Genomic DNA, 17,914 nt, shown 5'->3' with positions numbered 1-17,914 from the left:
CTCTCGTCGCGTCGTCCTACCGCCGGCGCACCTGGCGCTGGCTGACGCTCATCTGCCGGCCGCCGGGCAGCGGGCCGCCGGGCACCGGCATCCGCGACCCGCCGAGCGCGGACAGCCGCTTGCGCAGGGCGTTGAGCTCGCCGCCGGAGAGGTTGCGGGGCAGCTTCATCACGTGGGCGCTGAGCTTGCGCAGCGGCACCTGGCTCGCCTCGTCGCCTACGAGGACGTCGTAGATCGGGGCGTCGCCGGCGATGCGGGCGACGCGCTTCTTCTCCTGGGCCAGCAGCGGGCGCACGCGGGAGGGCACGCCCTCGCCGACCAGGATGATGCCTGGCCGGCCGGTCACCCGGTGGACGGCGTCCAGCTGCGTGGTGCCGGCGACGCCGGAGGAGACCTGCCAGTCGCCGCGCATGCCCTCGAGCACCCACGCCGCGGCGCCGGGCTGACCCTCCACCTGGCGGTAGGCCGAGCCCTGCGCGCGGCGGCCGAAGACGATCATCGCGGCCAGCGCGCCGAAGAGGATCGCGATGGGCAGGAAGAGGAACGGCGCCCCGAAGAGGATGGCGATCAGCTCGATGACGGCGGCCACCGCGATGAAGGCGATGAGCATGACCCAGGGCAGCTTGGGGTCGTTCTTGCGGGTCAGCGAGTAGGCCTGCTTGATCATGCGGGCCTGGTTGCCGACCTTCTTGAGCCGGCCGACCTTGGGCCGGCCGTCCTTGCCGACCTTGCCTGCGCCCCGGCCGGAAGCCGTGGCCCCGGTCGACCCGCTCCGGCCGCGGAAGCGGGAGCCGGGCCCGGTGGCGGCCTTGCCGGTGCCGGCGGGCGCGGGGGAGTCGGTGGGCCTGCTGCGTGCCATACCCACAGGATAGTCGGAGGACCCCGCTGCCCCCCGCTGCTCGCGAGCTCGCGGCGGGCCGCTGCAGCGGGCCGAAGAGCGACGTCCTCAGATCGAGCGGGTCAGCCCGCGCGCCTCGACGGCCTGCTGGTACAGCCGCCCGGCCCGGTAGGAGCTGCGGACCAGCGGCCCGGCGAGCACGCCGGGGAAACCGATCTCCTCCGCCGTCTGCTGGAAGCCGACGAACTCGTCGGGCTTGACCCAGCGGACGACGGGGTGGTGCCGCGGCGAGGGGCGCAGGTACTGGGTGATCGTGAGCAGGTCGCAGCCGGCGTCGTGGAGGGCCTGCATCGTCTCGACGACCTCGTGCGGCTCCTCACCCATGCCCAGGATCAGGTTGGACTTGGTGACCAGCCCGGCCTCGCGGGCGGCGGTGATCACCGCCAGCGACCGCTCGAACCGGAAGCCGGGGCGGATCCGCTTGAAGATGCGCGGCACGGTCTCGACGTTGTGCGCGAGCACCTCGGGCCGGGAGGAGAAGACCTCGGCGAGCTGGTCGGGGTCGGCGTTGAAGTCGGGGATGAGGAGCTCGACGCCGCAGCCGGGGACGGCGGCGTGGATCTGCCGGACCGTCTCGGCGTAGAGCCAGGCGCCGCCGTCGGGCAGGTCGTCCCGGGCGACGCCGGTCACGGTGGCGTACCGCAGCTGCATCGTGGCGACGCTCTCGGCGACCCGGCGCGGCTCGTCGGCGTCGAAGTCGGCCGGCTTGCCGGTGTCGATCTGGCAGAAGTCGCACCGCCGGGTGCACTGGTCGCCGCCGATGAGGAAGGTGGCCTCCCGGTCCTCCCAGCACTCGTAGATGTTGGGACAGCCGGCCTCTTCGCAGACGGTGTGCAGGCCCTCGCGGCGGACCAGCGACTTCAGCTCGGTGTACTCCGGGCCGGTCTTGAGTCGCGTCTTGATCCACTCCGGCTTGCGCTCGATCGGCACCTGGCTGTTGCGGACCTCCAGGCGCAGCAGCTTGCGGCCGGAGGGTGCCAGCGGGGTGTCGGACGAGGGGGTCGGGGCCACCGTCTCGCTCATGATCGACCACGGTACCCCTGGAGACGGCGACGCCCGCCTCGGTCGAGGCGGGCGTCGCTGCTCAGGGGCGGGGTGCGGTCAGGTCGCCGGGTTGCGCGGGTCCTCGGAGTCGGAGCCGATCCCACCGGAGGCGGTCTGCGGCTGGTCGTTCGGGGAGGCGGTGGCCGTGTCCAGCGCCGGGTCGTCCGGACTGGTCGTGGCGGTGCCCGGGGTGGCGGAGCCGGGGCTCTCGGTGGGCTTGGACTGCTGCGCCCACGAGCCGGCGTCGGTGTCCGGCGGCGTGGCGTCGCCAGGCGTGGTCTGGGCGGTGGAAACGGTCTTGGACATGGGCAGGGGGTCCTCTCGGTAGCTCGGCACGGGCCCGTCGCCGGTGGGGGCGGGGGTCCACAGGTCATCGGAGCCGCTGCGACGGCGCAGCACCACCGCCACGGCGGCGACGATGCCGAGGACGGCGAGCAGCCACGGCCAGCGCCGCGGCTGGGGCTCGATCCCGACCTTCCGCGTTCCCCCCTTACCCGCCTTGGCGGCCTTCCTCTCCAGTTCCCGGCGCTTCTTCGCCGCCGCCTTCTCCAGCTCGCCCCGCTTCTTCGCGGCCTTGGCGGTGACGGCGGCCAGCTCCAGGCGGCGCAGGTCGAGCTCGTCACGGGCGCTGCCCAGTCCCGAGGCGAGCGACTCACGGGTGGTCTCGAGCACGGGGGTGACCGCCTCGCGGGCGGCCAGCACCCTGGGCGCGGCGTAGGCCAGCGTGGCGGCCTGGGCGGCGACCACCCGGGGGACGAGGTCCTCGACCAGCGTCTTCTGCGCCGCCTCGCGGGCGGCCTCGACGCGGGGGCCCAGGTCGGTGGCGGCCCTGGCGGCCGCGGCCTGGGCGGCGGTCACCGCGGCGGCCAGGTGCGGGGCGGCGGCCTCGCGCGCGGCCTCGACCCGGGGGGTCAGCGCGTCGCGGGTCGCGACGACGCGGGGGCCGAGGGCGTCGCGGGCGGCCTCCACCCGCGGGGTCAGCGCGTCCCGGGCGGCCTCGACGGCGGGTGCGGCGACGGCCACCGCGGCGGCGACCTTGGGCGCGACCGCACCCATGGCGGCGTCCAGCGCCGGGCCGCTCGCCTCACGGGCGGCCTCCACGCGCGGCGCCAGCTGGTCCGTCGCCGCCTTCCGGGCCTCCGCCACCGCCGTCCCGATGTGGGCGAGGCCCTCCTGCAGCTCCTCGCCGATGATCTGGCCGTGCGTCTTCTTGCGGAACACGGGATGCACCTCCAGTTGATCGTGTCGGCGGCCATCCTGCCCGCTCACCGCGGGCGGCACACCCCGAGTGCGGTCCTCGGGACGGCGGCCGGGGGAGGGCTGGACGGCGTCGTCGGGTGCGGCTGCGCACCTCCACCGGACCGAGCACGTCACCGGTGTCGTCCTCCTCGACGCCCTCGGCCACCAGCGTGAGGCCGAGGTCGTGGGCGAGCGCCACGGTGTGCCGGACGATCGCCGCTGCCCGCGGGTCGCGGCCGACGTCCCGGGTGAGGCTCCGGTCGAGCTTCAGCTCGTCGGCCGGCAGGTGGCGCAGGTAGGCCAGCGAGCTGTAACCGGTGCCGTAGTCGTCGATGGACGTCCGGACCCCGAGCCGCCGCAGGTCACCGAGGACGACACGCCCCCGGTCGGGATCGGCCATGAGGGTGTCCTCGACCAGCTCGAGGGTCAGCGCCGCGGCCGGCAGGCCGTGCCGCGCCAGGGCCCCGGCGACCTTGGCGGGCAGGTCGAGGTCGGTGACGTCCGCGGCTGACAGGTTCACCGAGACGGGCACGCGGCGGTCCCGCCACCAGCAGGCGGCGGCGCTGAGGGACAGCTCCAGCACGGCGTCGGCCAGCGGCCGCAGCAACCCGGCCTGCTCGGCGGCGGGGAGCAGTGCGGCGGGAGAGAGCAGGCCGCGGGTCGGGTGGTGCCAGCGGACCAGGGCCTCCGCGCCGACGACGCGGCCGTCGTCGAGGGCGACCTGCGGCTGCAGGTGGACGGCGAGCTGGTCGCCGTCCTCCAGCGCCGTCCGCAGCTCCTCCATCGTGTGCAGGCGGTCCCCGATGCCGCCGCGCGGGTCGGGGACGTAGGCGCGGACGCCCGCCCGGCTGGACTTCGCCGCGTACATGGCGACGTCGGCGCAGCGGAGCAGTTCCTGCACCGTCGCCGCGGGGACGGGGGCCGTGGCGACGCCGATGCTCACGCCCACGTGCAGCCGGATCCCCTCGACGGTGAAGGGCTGCAGCAGCAGCTCACGGATCCGCTCGGCACGCTCCTGGGCCCCGTCGAGGGCCGAGTCCGGCAGCAGGACGGCGAACTCGTCGCCGCCCAGCCGGGCGAGCGTGTCCGTGGCCCGCAGGGCGTCGCGCAGCCGGGGGCCGACCTGCCGCAGCAGGCTGTCGCCGGCGTGGTGCCCCAGGCTGTCGTTGACCTCCTTGAAGCCGTCGAGGTCGAGCAGCAGCAGCGCGGCGGGGTGGCGGGCGGTGGCGGTGGCCACCATCCGGCGGGCCTCGTCCATCAGCGCCCGCCGGTTGGGCAGGCCGGTCAACTCGTCGGTCCGGGCCTGCTCGCGGACCTCGTGGAAGGCACGGACCTCACGGAAGGTGATCGCGGTGCGAGCCAGCGCCGCGACGACGCACCCCACGGCGAGCCAGGCGGCCGCGGAGGAGAACCGGTCCCCGTAGCCGGCGGCGAGGATCACCAGGCTCCCCAGGTTGCAGGCCAGGGGCAGGGCCAGGACGCGCCAGCCGACCCGCGTGCCTGCCCCCTCGCCGCTCTGTGCCGACGCCTGCACGGTGTCCCGGTCGCTGCCGTGCGCGGCCAGCGCGAACAGCGCCATCGCGGAGAGCCAGGCGAGGTCCAGCGGCCCACCCTCGACGTAGACGCCGGCGGTGGCGAGGTCGAGGTAGACGATGTCACCGACCAGGTTGGCCGCGATCGCGGCGCCGACGAGCAGCAGCGTGCGCTCGCGCCGGACACCCAGCATCGCGCTCACGCCGACGAGCAGGGCCAGCAGGACGACGTCCGCCACCGGGTAGGCGAGGTTGGTGAGCACGGCGGCGACGTCGCCCTCGGTGACCTCCAGGGCCGGACCCAGCAGGACGGCGACCGCGACGGCGCCCGCGCCCAGGGCGCCGACGATGCCGTCGAGCCACATGCTGGCGTGGAACCGCGAGACGCGGGCGCGGATCAACCCGATCAGGGCGACGTAGAGCGGGACGTAGTAGACCAGGTAGCAGAAGTCAGCGATCGACGGGAACGGTTCCTCGGGCATCGGCGCGACCAGCAGGCTGTAGACCAGGTTGCCCACGAGCCCCCAGGCGAGGGAGAGCGTCATCGCCCACCAGGCCATCCGGTCGGCCTCCGCGCGGCGGGCCGCGGCGGCGCAGACCAGTGCGGCCCCCACGTAGACCAGGTTGTAGAGAACGAGGTCGTAGGCGATCGCCCAGCCCTCGCCGTCCGGCCGGGTCCACACCCCGGTGGTGAACAGGGCCAGGGCCGCCAGCGTCACCGCCAGGAGGCGGCCGGAGGGCGTGGTGGCCCGCTGTGTCAATGGCACGTCAGTGGTCTCGGTCGGGGGCGCCCCCGTCTCGACTCGACGGGGACGGCATCCCCCTCGCGGGTGAGGCCGGGCCGGGTGGCCGCGCGCGGTAGGCTGGCGGGGTGACCAGGCGGCTCCTGCTTGCGCGGCCGTGCTGACCTGAGACCCCCAGTCAGCACGGCGACCCCTCCTGCGTGAGGGGTCTTTTGCTGTCCGCCGCCGGTACGAGCCCCCGAAGACCAGGAGCACCACGATGAGCCAGACGGCCGACCAGCCCAGCGCCGATCAGGTGGTGGGCGACGTCCCGCCGCACCGCTACACGCCCGCCCTGGCGCAGCGGATCGAGCTGGCGTGGCAGGACCGCTGGGCGGCCGAGGGGACGTTCCACACGCCGAACCCCGTCGGCCGGCTCAGCGAGGGCTTCGAGCGGGTCGCCGACCGGCCGAAGGCCTTCGTGATGGACATGTTCCCGTACCCCTCGGGCGCCGGCCTGCACGTCGGCCACCCGCTGGGCTACCTGGGCACCGACGCGACCAGCCGGTTCCGTCGCATGGACGGCGCCAACGTGCTGCACCCGATGGGCTACGACGCCTTCGGCCTGCCCGCCGAGCAGTACGCCGTCCAGACCGGGCAGCACCCGCGGATCACCACCGAGGCCAACATCGCGGCCATCAAGGGGCAGCTGCGCCGGCTGGGCGTCGACCACGACGAGCGCCGCACCTTCGCCACGATCGACCCGGGCTACTACAAGTGGACCCAGTGGATCTTCCTGCAGATCTTCGGGTCCTGGTTCGACGAGGACGCCGGGAGGGCGCGGCGGATCGAGGAGCTGGTCGCCGAGCTGGACGCCGGCACGCGGGAGCCGGCGCCGGGCACGAACGAGACCGGCCGCCCGTGGGCCGAGCTGGACGGCGTGGAGCGGCGGAGGGTCGTCGACGCGCACCGGCTGGCCTACCTGCACCAGGCGCCGGTGAACTGGTGCCCGGGCCTGGGCACGGTGCTGTCCAACGAGGAGGTCACGCCCGACGGGCGCTCCGAGCGCGGCAACTTCCCGGTGTTCCGGCGTCCGCTGACCCAGTGGATGATGCGGATCACCGCCTACGCCGAGCGACTGCTGGCCGACCTGGACCGGCTGGACTGGTCGGACTCGGTGAAGCAGATGCAGCGCAACTGGATCGGCCGCTCGACCGGTGCGCGGATCCGGTTCCCCGTCGGGGACCGGAGCATCGAGGTGTTCACCACCCGGCCCGACACGCTGTTCGGTGCCACCTACATGGTGCTGGCGCCCGAGCACCCGATGGTCGAGACGCTGACCGCCACCGCGTGGCCGGACGGCACCGACCCGCGGTGGACCGGCGGTGCGGCGACCCCGGCCGCGGCGGTGCGGGACTACCAGAGGCAGGCCTCTCGCCGCTCCGAGCTGGACCGGCAGAACGAGGCGCGGGAGAAGACCGGCGTCTGGCTGGGCGTCACCGCGGTCAACCCGGTCAACGGTCGCGAGCTGCCGGTGTTCATCGCCGACTACGTGCTGACCGGCTACGGCACCGGCGCCATCATGGCCGTTCCGGGCGAGGACAACCGCGACTTCGAGTTCGCGCAGGTCTTCGGCCTGCCGGTGGTCCGCACGGTGCAGCCGCCGGAGGACTTCGACGGCGGTGCCTACACCGGCGCCGGCGCGATGATCAACTCGGCCAACGACGAGATCTCGCTGAACGGCCTGGACAAGGCGACCGCGATCGCGACGATCACCGACTGGCTGGTGCAGCACGGCCACGGCGAGGCGACGACCACCTACAAGCTGCGCGACTGGCTGTTCAGCCGGCAGCGCTACTGGGGCGAGCCGTTCCCGGTGGTCTACGACGAGGACGACCTGCCGGTCGCCGTCCCGGAGTCGATGCTGCCGGTGCTGCTGCCCGAGGTCGACGACTACTCGCCCAAGACCTTCGACGACGACGACGCCGACTCCGCGCCGGAGCCGCCGCTGTCCCGGGTCACCGACTGGACGACGGTCGAGCTGGACCTGGGCGAGGGCCTGCGGAAGTACCGGCGCGAGACCAACACGATGCCCAACTGGGCCGGCTCCTGCTGGTACTACCTGCGCTACCTGGACCCCTCCGACGACACGCAGATGGTCGACCCGGAGCTGGAGCGCTACTGGCTGGGTCCGCGGGAGCCCGGCGACGTCGGTGGCGTCGACCTGTATGTAGGCGGCATGGAGCACGCCGTGCTGCACCTGCTGTACGCCCGCTTCTGGCACAAGGTGCTGCACGACCTGGGCTACGTCAGCAGCGAGGAGCCGTTCCGGCGGCTGGTCAACCAGGGCTACATCTCCGCCTACGCCTACACCGACGAGCGCGGCTTCTACGTGCCCGCCGCCGAGGTGGAGGAGCGCGACGGGCAGTTCCTCCACGAGGGCCGGCCGGTCAACCGTGAGTACGGGAAGATGGGCAAGAGCCTGAAGAACATGGTGACGCCCGACGAGATGATCGGCGCGTACGGCGCGGACACGCTCCGGGTCTATGAGATGTCGACCGGCCCGCTCGAGCAGTCCCGGCCGTGGGAGACCAAGGCCGTCGTCGGTTCGCAGCGGCTGCTCCAGCGGATCTGGCGGGTCGTCGTCGACGAGGAGACCGGCGCGGTCCGGGCGGCGGACGACATCCAGCCGGCCGAGGAGACGCTGCGGGCGCTGCACCGGGCGATCGCCGGGGTCCGGGACGGGATGTCGACGCTGCGGTTCAACATCTCGATCGCCCGGATCACCGAGCTGACCAACCACCTGACCCAGGCCTACGGGGCGGACTCCGCGGTGCCGCGGTCGGTGGCCGAGCCGCTGGTGCTGCTGGTCGCGCCGCTGGCCCCGCACATCGCCGAGGAGCTGTGGGCGAGGCTCGGCCACGGCGAGTCGCTGGCCTGGCACCCGTTCCCGGTGGCCGACGAGCGCTGGCTGGTCGAGGACACCGTGCAGGTCGCGGTCCAGGTCAACGGCAAGGTGCGGGCCCAGGTGACGGTGCCGGCCGACGCCGACGCCGCCGCGCTGGAGGCCGCGGCCCGGGCCGACGACAAGGTCGCCGCGCACCTGGACGGGAAGACGGTGCGCCGCGTCGTCGCCGTCCCCGGCCGGCTGGTCAACTTCGTCCTCGGCTGAAGAGGGAGGACCCCGTCCTCCTCACCCCTCGCAGACTCGGGGTGAGCCTCGGGAGGGGGCCGGGTCAGGCGGGGACGGTGGCCGTGAGCACCTCACGCACCGCCTGCTCGACCTGGTCGATGACCTCGGCGACGGTCACGTCGCGGCCGAGCTCGGTCGTGAGCGAGGTGGCGCCGGCGTCCACGATCCCGCAGGGGATCATGTTGCCGAACGCCGACATGTCGGGGTCGCAGTTGAGCGCGAACCCGTGCATGGTCACGCCCCTGGCCACCCGGACCCCGATGGCGGCGACCTTGCGGTCCGGGCCGCGACCGTCGGCGCGCACCCACACGCCGCTGCGGCCCTCGACCCGCTCGGTGGCCAGGCCGAGACCGCCGCACACCTCGATGAGCGCCGCCTCCAGGCGCCGCACGTGGGCGACGACGTCGACCGGGTCGGCCAACCGGACGATCGGGTAGCCGACGAGCTGCCCGGGGCCGTGCCAGGTGATCTTGCCGCCGCGGTCCACGTCGATGACCGGAGTGCCGTCGAAGGGGCGCTCGTGCGGCTCGGTGCGCTTGCCCGCGGTGTAGACCGGCGGGTGCTCGAGCAGCAGCAGCGTGTCGGGCCCCTCGCCGGCCACCCGGGCGGCGTGCAGCTCGCGCTGGCGCCCCCAGGCCTCCTCGTAGGGGACCGTGCCCGCCCGGATCACCTGCAGCTCAGTCACTCGTCCAGCCTAAGCCCGTCCTCAGCGCAGCCGCCGGGGCTCGATGCGGGTCTCGACCGCGGTGCCGTCGGGGCCCCGCTCCACCCGGTAGGCGGCCTTGTCCGGCCGGTCGGCGACCGCCTCGACCAGCTCGGTGCCGCGGTAAACCAGCCCCACGCCGTCGTCGGTGGCGTGCCCGGCGGGCAGCGTGCCGTCGGCCACGAGCCTGTGGTACAGCGGACGGCGCTGTTCCTCGGAGTCGTAGTGGACGCCGTTGGACGTCGGGATCAGCCCGAGCCCGTCGGTCACCGGGCGCAAATCGGGGCCGTAGGAGTCGGTGGTGCCGCCGACGTGCCAGCACAGCGATCCGGCCGACACCCCGCCCAGCACGACACCGGCCTCCCACACCTCGCGGAACACCTCGTCGAGCCCGTGCACCCGCCACACCGCGAGCAGGTTCGCGACGCTGCCGCCGCCGACCCAGACGACGTCCTGGGCCAGCAGGTGCGCGCGCAGGTCGGCAACGGTGGGCATGGGGAAGAGGCTCAGGTGGCTGACCTGCACCCCGCTGCCGGCGAAGGCCCCGTACACGCCGGCCACCCGCACCGGGTCGTCGCCGGTGGCGGTGCCGAGGTAGCACAACCGCGGCCGGTCGGGCGCGCCCGCGAGCTGGAACGCGAGGTCGAAGACCGGGCCCGGTGCCCAGTCGTAGGGGCCGCGGCGGCGGGAGTCGAAGCCGATGCTGGTGGCCAGGATGGTCGGTGCGGTGGCGGGCACGGTCAGGCAGCTCCTCGCTGGTCGGGGGAGAGGGCCCGCAGGACGGCGCGGGCGGCCCGGGCGCCGCTGGCCATGGCGCCCTGGATGGACGGGGTGTCGCGGTGGTCGCCGGCCACGAACAGCCCGCCGCCCAGGTCCACCGGCTGCCGCAGGCGCAGCGGCGGGACGGCGGCGGGCTGGGCCTGCGGCACGGTGACCGAGGTGAGGTGCTGCAGGTCGCCGGGGCCGATCCCGTGCAGCGCGGCGACCTCGGCCCGCACGTCGGGCTCCCGGGTCGGCGCCAGGCTGGAGCTGGCGACCAGCGCCCGGTCGTCGGGGCTGTAGGCGGGCTGGGCGTCGGTGAGCACGGCGCTGTTCACCAGCCGCCCGCCGGGCGTGCCGAGGACCAGCAGCGGCTCCCCGGTCGGCGAGGACGGCAGCACGTGCAGGTGGGTGGTCACCTGCCGGGGCGCGGACGCCGTCAGCCCGGGGACCAGCGCGGCGGCGGTGTCGGGGTCGGTGGCGACGACGACCGCGTCGGCGCGGGTGCGCCCGGCCTCGGTGGTCACCGCGTCGCCGCTCACGGCGGTGACCCGGACGCCCAGGTGCACGCGGCCGGCGCCGACCCGCCCGGCCAGCTGCTCGCCGACCGCCTGCATGCCGCGGGCCGGCAGGCCGATCGCCCCGCGGGCGAAGCTCCGCCACAGCAGGTCCAGGTACCGACTCGAGGTCTCCAACCGGTCCTCCAGGAGCACGCCGGCGAGGAACGGCCGGAAGAAGCGCTCCAGTGCGGTGTCACCGACGCCGGCCCGCCGCAGCCGCTCCTCGGCGGAGGTCTCGGGCTCCCGCGACAGCCGGTCGACGGAGGTGTAGGCGGCCCGGGCGGAGTAGGCGGCGACCGCGGCCTTGCGCACCGGGGAGCCGATCGGTGCCCGGAGCGTGTCGAGCGCGGCCGTGGGCCGTCGCCGCGGGTCGACCACCCGGGACCGGCGGCCGTCGACCCGGATCGTTGCGCCCGGCCAGAACCAGCCCAGGTCGAGGGCCGGCAGGTCGAGGTCGACGGCGCGCGGGTACCCGGTGTTGAGCACCTGGAAGCCGCGGTCGACGACGAATCCGTCGACCCGCTCGGTGGCCAGCCGGCCGCCGGCGTGCGAAGCGGCCTCGGCGACGTGCACGTCCACACCCGCTGCGGCGAGCCGGAGGGCCGCCGACAGCCCGGCCAGCCCGGCTCCGACGACGACGACCTGGGCGCGGGCGGGCAGCGGCATGGCCCGAACCTAGGACGCCCACCGCGGTGCCACCCGTCCGGGCCCGGCTCTGTGGAGCAGGCCGACCCCTGTGGACAGCCGGAGCGGGGTCATCGCGTGGCCGCCTACGGTGCCCGCCATGCCCTCGCCCCCGTCCGCGCCCGTCGTCCCCGGTTACCGGCTGGAGGAGCTGCTCGGCCGGGGCGGGTCCGGTGAGGTGTGGCGGGCGGTGCCCCGGTCCGGTGGCGCACCGGTGGCGGTGAAGCTGCTGGTCGCCGGGGACGCCGAGCGGCAGGCGCGTGAGGCGGCGCTGCTCGGCGAGCTCGACCACCCGCACCTGGTCCGGCTGCACGAGGTCGTGCACGGACCGCGCCGTGGCGGGCAGCCGCGCGTGGCCCTGGTGCTCGACCTGCTGTCCGGCGGCAGCCTGGCCGCACTGCTGGCCCGCCGCGGCCGGCTGCGACCGGGGGAGGTGGTCACCGCCCTGGCCCCGGTGGCCGCCGCGCTGGCCCACGCGCACGAGCGCGGGGTGGTGCACGGCGACCTCTCCCCGGGCAACGTCGTCTTCACCGCCGAGGGCCGCCCGGTGCTCACCGACCTCGGGGTGGCGCGGGTGCTGGGTGAGGAGGCAGTCGGTGAGGTGACACCGGCCTACGTCGACCCGACGGTGGCCCGCGGCGGCGCTCCCGGGCCGGAGTCCGACGTCTTCGGTGTCGCCGCGGCGGCCTTCCACGCGCTCACCGGGGTGGCGCCGTGGAACGCCGCGACGCCGGCCGACACGCTGCGGGTCGCCGCTGACGGCGTGCTGCCCGACCTCGCCGAGCTCGCCCCCGACGCGCCTGCGGACCTGCTAGCGGTGATCACCCGCGGGCTGTCCCCCGACCCGCACGACCGCGGGTCGGCCGCCGCCTTCGCCCTCGACCTGCGGCACGCCTGTCGTCCCGAGCCGGTGCGGTTGCCGCGGGCCGGGGTGCCCGACGAGGAGCTCGCCCGCACCGGGCGGGGCCCGCGCACCGAGCTCACCCACCAGGTTCCCGGCCGGCACCGGCTGGTCCCCGAGCAGGTGCCACCCGACAGCACCGGGTTCCGCGCCCGGCTGGTGGCGTCCGGTCCGCTGCTGCGCCGTGCCGCGGTACTGGTCGGGGTAGCCGCCGCCGTCGCCCTCGTGGCGCAGCTGGGCGGCTGGTGGGGCGGTGCGCCGGCGCCCGAACCGGCGGCCCTGGCCGACCGCGCCGCAGGCACAACACGCGCGCCGCAGCCGGCGCCGGGCCCGTCGGCGGTCGCGCCGTCCTCGGCCGGTCCGTCGGTCACTGCCGGTCCGTCGCTCGGCGCCGCACCAAAGACCACCGCCGCGCCGGCGCCGGCGGTCGGGGGAGGGGTCGCTGCCGTGTCGGAGGAGGACTGGTCGGCCCGGCTCACCGAGCTCTACGAGCGCCGGGCACAGGCCCTCTCCACCGGCTCACCGGCGTCGCTCGACGATGTGTACGCGCCGGGCAGCAGCTTGCTGGCCGCCGACCGGGGCACGGTCTCCGCCCTGGCCGCCGCCGGGGAGGCGCTCCGCGGCTTCGCGCCCGAGGTGGTCGGCGTGACCATGCTCGACGGCTCGGCCGCGGAGGGCCGGGTGACCCTGCGGGTGGTCGACCGCTGGCCCGCCTACGAGGTGGTGCACGCCGCGGACGCCGGGGGCCCGGCGCTGCGCCCGATGGCAGGTCGCGGCGAGGCGGAGGTGCGCATGACGCTCGTCGCCACCGCGGAGGGGTGGCGGATCGCGTCGGCCGAGCTGGTGTCCTGAGCCGGGCTCAGCCGCGCTGGAGGGCCGCCCGGAAGGCGTCGTCGAGGTCGCGGTGGGTCCACTGGTAACCGGCTCGCTCCAGCGCCGCCGGCACTGCGCGCTGACCGGCCAGCACGCTGGACCGGCCGAACTCGCCCAGGGCCAGCGACAGCACCGGCCCGGGCACCGGCAGGACCGCGGGCCGGTGCACGGCGGCCGCCAGACGCCGCACGAACTCGGTATTGGTCACGGGGGCGGGTCCGGTGAGGTTCACCGGGCCGGAGACGTCGGCGGTCAGCAGGAAGCGCATCGCGTCCACCTCGTCGTCCAGGCTGATCCACGGCCAGTACTGCCGTCCCGAGCCCATCCGACCCCCCAGGCCGGCCCGGAAGACCAGGCCCAGGATGCGGACCAGCATGGCGTCGCGGCCGACCACCAGGCCGGTGCGCAGGTGCACGACCCGCACGCCGGCGTCCTCGGCGGCGCGGGTGGCGGCCTCCCAGTCGACGCACAGCCGGGCCAGGAAGTCGCTGCCGGGTGGCGCGTCCTCCTGCACCGGCCGGTCCCCGGTGTCGCCGTAGTAGCCCACGGCCGACGCGGAGAGCAGCGCCCGGCGGCGTCCCGGGTCGGCCGTCGCCGCCGCGGCCAGCGCCTCGCTCACCGTGATGGTGCTGTCGAGCCGGCTGGAGCGCAGCCGCTCCTTGTAGCCGGCGGTGAAGGGCCGCGGCCGGATGGGGGTGCCGGCCAGGTTCACCACGGCGTCGACGTCGGACAGCAGGGCCGGGTCGATCCGCCGGTGCTGGGGGTCCCAGCGGTGCTCGTCGGCGGTCCGCGGCGTCCGGCGGACCAGGCGCAGCACCTCGTGCCCGTCGGCCCGCAGGGCGGCCACCAGGCGCGTGCCGATCAGCCCGGAGGAGCCGGTGACCGCGACCTTCATGTCTGTCCTCCAGGGGGCGGGACGCGATCGGGGCCCCGGCAGCTGCCGGGGCCCCGATCGGGTGTGGGTCAGGAGAGGCCGAGCTCGCCCTGGAACTGACCGGCCTCCAGCCGCTCCTTCACCGTGACGAGGAAGCGGGCGGCGTCGGCGCCGTCGACGATCCGGTGGTCGTAGGTCAGCGCCAGGTAGACCATCGACCGGACCGCGATGACCTCGCCGAGGCCGGGGTCCTGGACGACGACCGGGCGCTTGACGACGCTGCCCAGGCCGAGGATCGCCACCTGAGGCTGGTTGATGATCGGCGTGTCGAACAGCGCCCCACGGCTGCCGGTGTTGGTCAGCGTGAAGGTGCCGCCGCCGAGCTCGTCCGGGGTCACCTTGTTGGTGCGGGTGCGCTCCGCCAGGTCGGCGATCTTGCGGGCCAGCCCGCCGATGCTCAGGTCACCGGCGTCCCTGATCACCGGCACCAGCAGGCCCCGCTCGGTGTCGACCGCGACGCCCAGGTTCTCGGCGTCGTGGTAGGTCACCGTGCCCGCCTCGAGGTCGATCGAGGAGTTCACGGCCGGGTGGGCCTTGAGCGCCTCGACCGCCGCCTTCGCGAAGAACGGCAGGAACGACAGCTTGACGCCCTCGCGGGCCTCGAAGTCGCGCTTGGCGCGGTCCCGCAGCCGCGCGATGGTCGTGACGTCGGCCTCCACGACCGTCGTCAGCTGGGCGCTGACCTGCAGTGACTCCACCATCCGACGGGCGATGACGGTGCGCAGCCGGGATAGCTTCTCGGTGCGCCCGCGCAGCGAGGTGTCGGGTTGGGCCGCCGGCGACGGGCTCGGCGTCGGCCGGCCCGAGGCCGCGGCGGCCGGAGCCGGGGCCTCCGCCGGTGCGGCGGCCTTCTCCGCAGCGGCGATGACGTCCTGCTTGCGGATCCGCCCACCGACGCCTGTGCCGGTCACCGAGGACAGGTCGACGCCGCGGTCGGCGGCCAACCGGCGCACCAGCGGGGTGACGTACTGACCGCCCCCGTCACCGGCAGGAGCCGGAGCCGGGGTCTTCGGCGCGGCGGGCGCCTGCGGGGCGACCGCCTGGGCGGGCGACGGCGCGTCGGTGGGGGAGGTGCTCGGCAGCACCCCGCCGGAGCCGTAGTCGGCACCGGGCTGCTCCGAGGACGGCTGCGCCCGCTGCGGCGTCGGGTCGGCCTGCGGCGTCGGCTGCGTGGCCTGCGCCGGCGGCGCCGGCTCGCGCGGCTCCTGCTGTGACTGCGGCTCCTGCTGGGCCGGGGCCGAGGGAGCCGGGGCCTGCGCCGGGGCGCCCCCGCCCGCGGACCCGGAGCCGATGACGGCCAGCTCCGCACCGACCTCCACCGTCTCGTCCTCGTCCACCGAAATCGACAGGAGCGTGCCCGACACCGGCGCGGGGATCTCGGTGTCGACCTTGTCGGTGGAGACCTCCAGCAGCGGCTCGTCGGCGGTCACCTCGTCGCCGACGGACTTCAGCCAGCGGGTGACCGTGCCCTCGGTGACGCTCTCGCCGAGCGCCGGCATGGTCACCGGCGTCCCCTCACCGCCGCCACCACCGCCGGAGCCGCCGTCGGAAGCCGGTGCGGCCGCGGCCGGCTGCTGCTCGTCCGACGGACCAGGACCGGCGTCCTCGACCTGATCGACCGGGGTCTGCGGGGTGGTGTCGGTGTCCTCGGCCGACTCGGGGCCGCCCGCGCCGCCGCCGTCGCCGTCCCCGCCGATGACCGCGAGCTCTGCGCCGACCTCCACCGTCTCGTCCTCGGAGACCAGGATCCTGCTCAGCACGCCGGCGGCCGGCGAGGGGATCTCGGTGTCGACCTTGTCGGTCGAGACCTCGAGGAGGGGCTCGTCGACCTCGACCTGCTCACCCTCCTGCTTGAGCCATCGGGTGACCGTGCCCTCGGTGACGCTCTCGCCCAGGGCGGGCATGGTGACGGAGGTCGGCATCGGGGGAGGGCTCCTTCGGGCGCGGGGTGGGTGGAGGGTGGGGCGGGGTCAGCCGTGCACGTGCAGCGGCTTGCCGGCGAGCGCGAGGTGGGCCTCGCCCAGGGCCTCGCTCTGCGTCGGGTGCGGGTGGATGAGGGCGGCGACGTCGTCGGCCTCGGCCTCCCAGTTGTAGATCAGCTGCGCCTCGGCGATGAGCTCGCCGACCCGGCTGCCGACCATGTGCACGCCGACGACGGGGCCGTCGACGGCCTGCACCAGCTTCACGGCGCCGGCGGTCTTGAGGATCTGGCTGCGGCCGTTGCCGCCGAGGTCGTAGTTCAGCGTCTTGATCTCGCCGAAGCGCTCCTTGGCCTGGGCCTCGGTGAGACCGACCGAGGCGACCTCGGGGTCGGAGTAGGTGATCCGCGGGACGCCGGCGTAGTCGATCGGGGCGGGCTCGAGGCCGGCCAGCCGCTCGGCCACCAGGATGCCCTCGGCGAAGCCGACGTGGGCCAGCTGCAGCGTCGGGATCAGGTCGCCGACGGCGGAGATGGTGGGCACGCTGGTGCGGAGGTACTCGTCGACGAGGACGTAGCCGCGCTCCATGGCGACGCCGGCCTCCTCGTAGCCCAGACCCTGGCTGACCGGGCCGCGGCCCACGGCCACCAGCAGCAGCTCGGCCTCGAACTCCTTGCCGTTCTCCATCGACACCTTGACGCCGTTCTCGGTGTGCTGCACGCCCGAGAAGCGGCTGCCGAGCTCGAAGCCGATCTTGCGGCGGCGGAACGCACGCTCCAGGAGCTTGGAGGACGACTCGTCCTCGAGCGGCACCAGGTGCGGCAGGGCCTCGATGATGGTGACGTCGACACCGAAGGACTTCCAGGCGCTGGCGAACTCGCAGCCGATGACGCCGCCGCCCAGGATGATCGCCGAGGCGGGCACCCGGTCCATGTTGAGCGCGTGGTCGCTGGTGATGACCCGGGTGCCATCGATGTCGAGGCCGGGCAGCGAGCGGGCGTAGGAGCCGGTCGCCAGCAGCACGTGCTTGCCCTCGTAGCGCTGCCCGTTGGCCTCGACCGCGGTGGGGGAGACCAGCCGGCCCTCGCCCTCGACGTACTGAATCTTGCGGCTCTTGATCAGACCCTGCAGGCCCTTGTAGAGCCGGGAGATGACGCCGTCCTTGTAGTTGTTGACGCCGTCCATGTCGATGCCGGCCAGTGACGTCTTGACGCCGAACTGCTCGCCCTCGCGAGCCAGGTCGGCGACCTCGCCGGCGTGCAGCAGGGCCTTGGTGGGGATGCAGCCGCGGTGCAGGCAGGTGCCGCCGACCTTGTCCCGCTCGACGAGGACGACGGACATGCCCAGTTCGGCGGCGCGCAGCGCGGCGGCGTAGCCACCCGAGCCACCACCGAGGATGACCAGGTCGGCGGGGGAGGTGGGTGCGCTCACGAGTACTCCTCGGGTGCCGGGGTCCCGTCCGGTTCACACGGGCGGGGGATGATCCGCGCCCATCCTGCCACTCCGGGAACGTGTCCGTGGGCAGCACCGTTGCCAGCCCGGACGTCGCGGTACGAGCGCGACCCGGGCAGGACGGGAGCGGGCATGGGGCTGTGGAGCCGACTGCGGCGGCGGACAGCGGGCCGCGCCACCCTCGACCGGGGTGCCGGGCGGGCCGACGTCGCCCACCTCGAGCAGTTCGTCGCCAGCCGGCGCGGCGTCGAGGGGTACGTCGAGCCCCGGACCGCGGTCACGGAGACCACCATCGTCCTGGTCGCCGCGGACGGCGAGTGGACGCGGCGCCGCATCGACGGGCCGGAGGCCGCCCGGCGGCTGTCCCGCGAGCTCGGCATCCCCGTCTACGACGCCCAGGTGACCGGCTACCCGCAGCGGATGCGGGACTGGAGTAAGGACCGCCGTCCCCCCACCACTCGCTAGCTCGCGGCGGGGCCCTGACGGCGGCCGTTCCAGCAC

12 protein-coding genes are annotated in these 17,914 nt (G+C 74.8%); 3 read left to right on the top strand and 9 right to left on the bottom strand.

Translation table 11 applies throughout. From position 1 onward, the window contains the following. Positions 1 to 16: 16 nt before the first annotated feature. The 3 genes from GOBS_RS16515 to GOBS_RS16505 form a co-directional block, all read right to left on the bottom strand. Positions 17 to 859, bottom strand: a complete 843-nt coding sequence (locus tag GOBS_RS16515) for a DUF4191 domain-containing protein (protein ID WP_012949403.1) — start codon at positions 857 to 859, stop codon at positions 17 to 19. 87 nt (positions 860 to 946) lie between these two features. Then, complete coding sequence (gene lipA / locus GOBS_RS16510) at positions 947 to 1,921, bottom strand: lipoyl synthase (protein WP_012949402.1); 975 nt, start codon at positions 1,919 to 1,921, stop codon at positions 947 to 949. Positions 1,922 to 3,026: 1,105 nt separating this feature from the next. After that, positions 3,027 to 5,432 (bottom strand): putative bifunctional diguanylate cyclase/phosphodiesterase, encoded by a 2,406-nt coding sequence (locus GOBS_RS16505; protein ID WP_243697522.1) that lies wholly within the window; start codon positions 5,430 to 5,432, stop codon positions 3,027 to 3,029. A 283-nt stretch (positions 5,433 to 5,715) separates the two neighbouring features. Here GOBS_RS16505 and leuS point away from each other — a divergent pair, with 283 nt between their 5' ends. Beyond that, a complete protein-coding gene (leuS, locus tag GOBS_RS16500; RefSeq protein WP_012949399.1) occupies positions 5,716 to 8,607 on the top strand; it encodes a leucine--tRNA ligase in 2,892 nt (963 codons plus the stop codon). 64 nt (positions 8,608 to 8,671) lie between these two features. Here the strand turns inward: leuS and lipB are convergent, their stop codons facing one another. The 3 genes from lipB to GOBS_RS16485 are packed head-to-tail and all read right to left on the bottom strand — an operon-like array spanning position 8,672 to position 11,316. Further along, the gene (lipB, locus tag GOBS_RS16495) at positions 8,672 to 9,313 is read right to left on the bottom strand and encodes a lipoyl(octanoyl) transferase LipB (protein ID WP_012949398.1); all 642 of its coding nucleotides are present in this window, start codon (positions 9,311 to 9,313) and stop codon (positions 8,672 to 8,674) included. 21 nt (positions 9,314 to 9,334) lie between these two features. Then, complete coding sequence (locus GOBS_RS16490) at positions 9,335 to 10,069, bottom strand: Type 1 glutamine amidotransferase-like domain-containing protein (protein WP_012949397.1); 735 nt, start codon at positions 10,067 to 10,069, stop codon at positions 9,335 to 9,337. Positions 10,070 to 10,071: 2 nt separating this feature from the next. Beyond that, positions 10,072 to 11,316, bottom strand: coding sequence for an FAD-dependent oxidoreductase (locus tag GOBS_RS16485; protein WP_012949396.1), 1,245 nt, complete (start codon positions 11,314 to 11,316; stop codon positions 10,072 to 10,074). A 118-nt stretch (positions 11,317 to 11,434) separates the two neighbouring features. On the opposite strand from GOBS_RS16485, the gene GOBS_RS16480 reads away from it, so the two are divergent. Further along, a complete protein-coding gene (locus GOBS_RS16480; protein ID WP_166487427.1) occupies positions 11,435 to 13,087 on the top strand; it encodes a serine/threonine-protein kinase in 1,653 nt (550 codons plus the stop codon). Positions 13,088 to 13,094: 7 nt separating this feature from the next. On the opposite strand, the gene GOBS_RS16475 is transcribed toward GOBS_RS16480, so the two are convergent. The 3 genes from GOBS_RS16475 to lpdA form a co-directional block, all read right to left on the bottom strand. After that, positions 13,095 to 14,003 (bottom strand): TIGR01777 family oxidoreductase, encoded by a 909-nt coding sequence (locus GOBS_RS16475; protein ID WP_012949394.1) that lies wholly within the window; start codon positions 14,001 to 14,003, stop codon positions 13,095 to 13,097. A 68-nt stretch (positions 14,004 to 14,071) separates the two neighbouring features. After that, positions 14,072 to 15,964, bottom strand: coding sequence for a 2-oxoglutarate dehydrogenase, E2 component, dihydrolipoamide succinyltransferase (gene sucB, locus GOBS_RS16470; protein ID WP_012949393.1), 1,893 nt, complete (start codon positions 15,962 to 15,964; stop codon positions 14,072 to 14,074). A 48-nt stretch (positions 15,965 to 16,012) separates the two neighbouring features. Further along, positions 16,013 to 17,392 carry a dihydrolipoyl dehydrogenase gene (gene lpdA / locus GOBS_RS16465; protein WP_012949392.1) on the bottom strand — a complete coding sequence of 460 codons (1,380 nt, stop codon included), beginning with the start codon at positions 17,390 to 17,392 and terminating at the stop codon, positions 16,013 to 16,015. 153 nt (positions 17,393 to 17,545) lie between these two features. Here lpdA and GOBS_RS16460 point away from each other — a divergent pair, with 153 nt between their 5' ends. After that, complete coding sequence (locus tag GOBS_RS16460) at positions 17,546 to 17,878, top strand: oxidoreductase (protein WP_012949391.1); 333 nt, start codon at positions 17,546 to 17,548, stop codon at positions 17,876 to 17,878. The last annotated feature ends 36 nt before the right edge of the window (positions 17,879 to 17,914 follow it).

Origin of the sequence: Geodermatophilus obscurus DSM 43160 (assembly GCF_000025345.1) — a bacterium.
In the GTDB taxonomy this organism is placed as follows: domain Bacteria; phylum Actinomycetota; class Actinomycetes; order Mycobacteriales; family Geodermatophilaceae; genus Geodermatophilus; species Geodermatophilus obscurus.
Note: the sequence above shows the minus strand (reverse complement) of the source record. Positions and strands in the feature narration are given on the sequence as shown.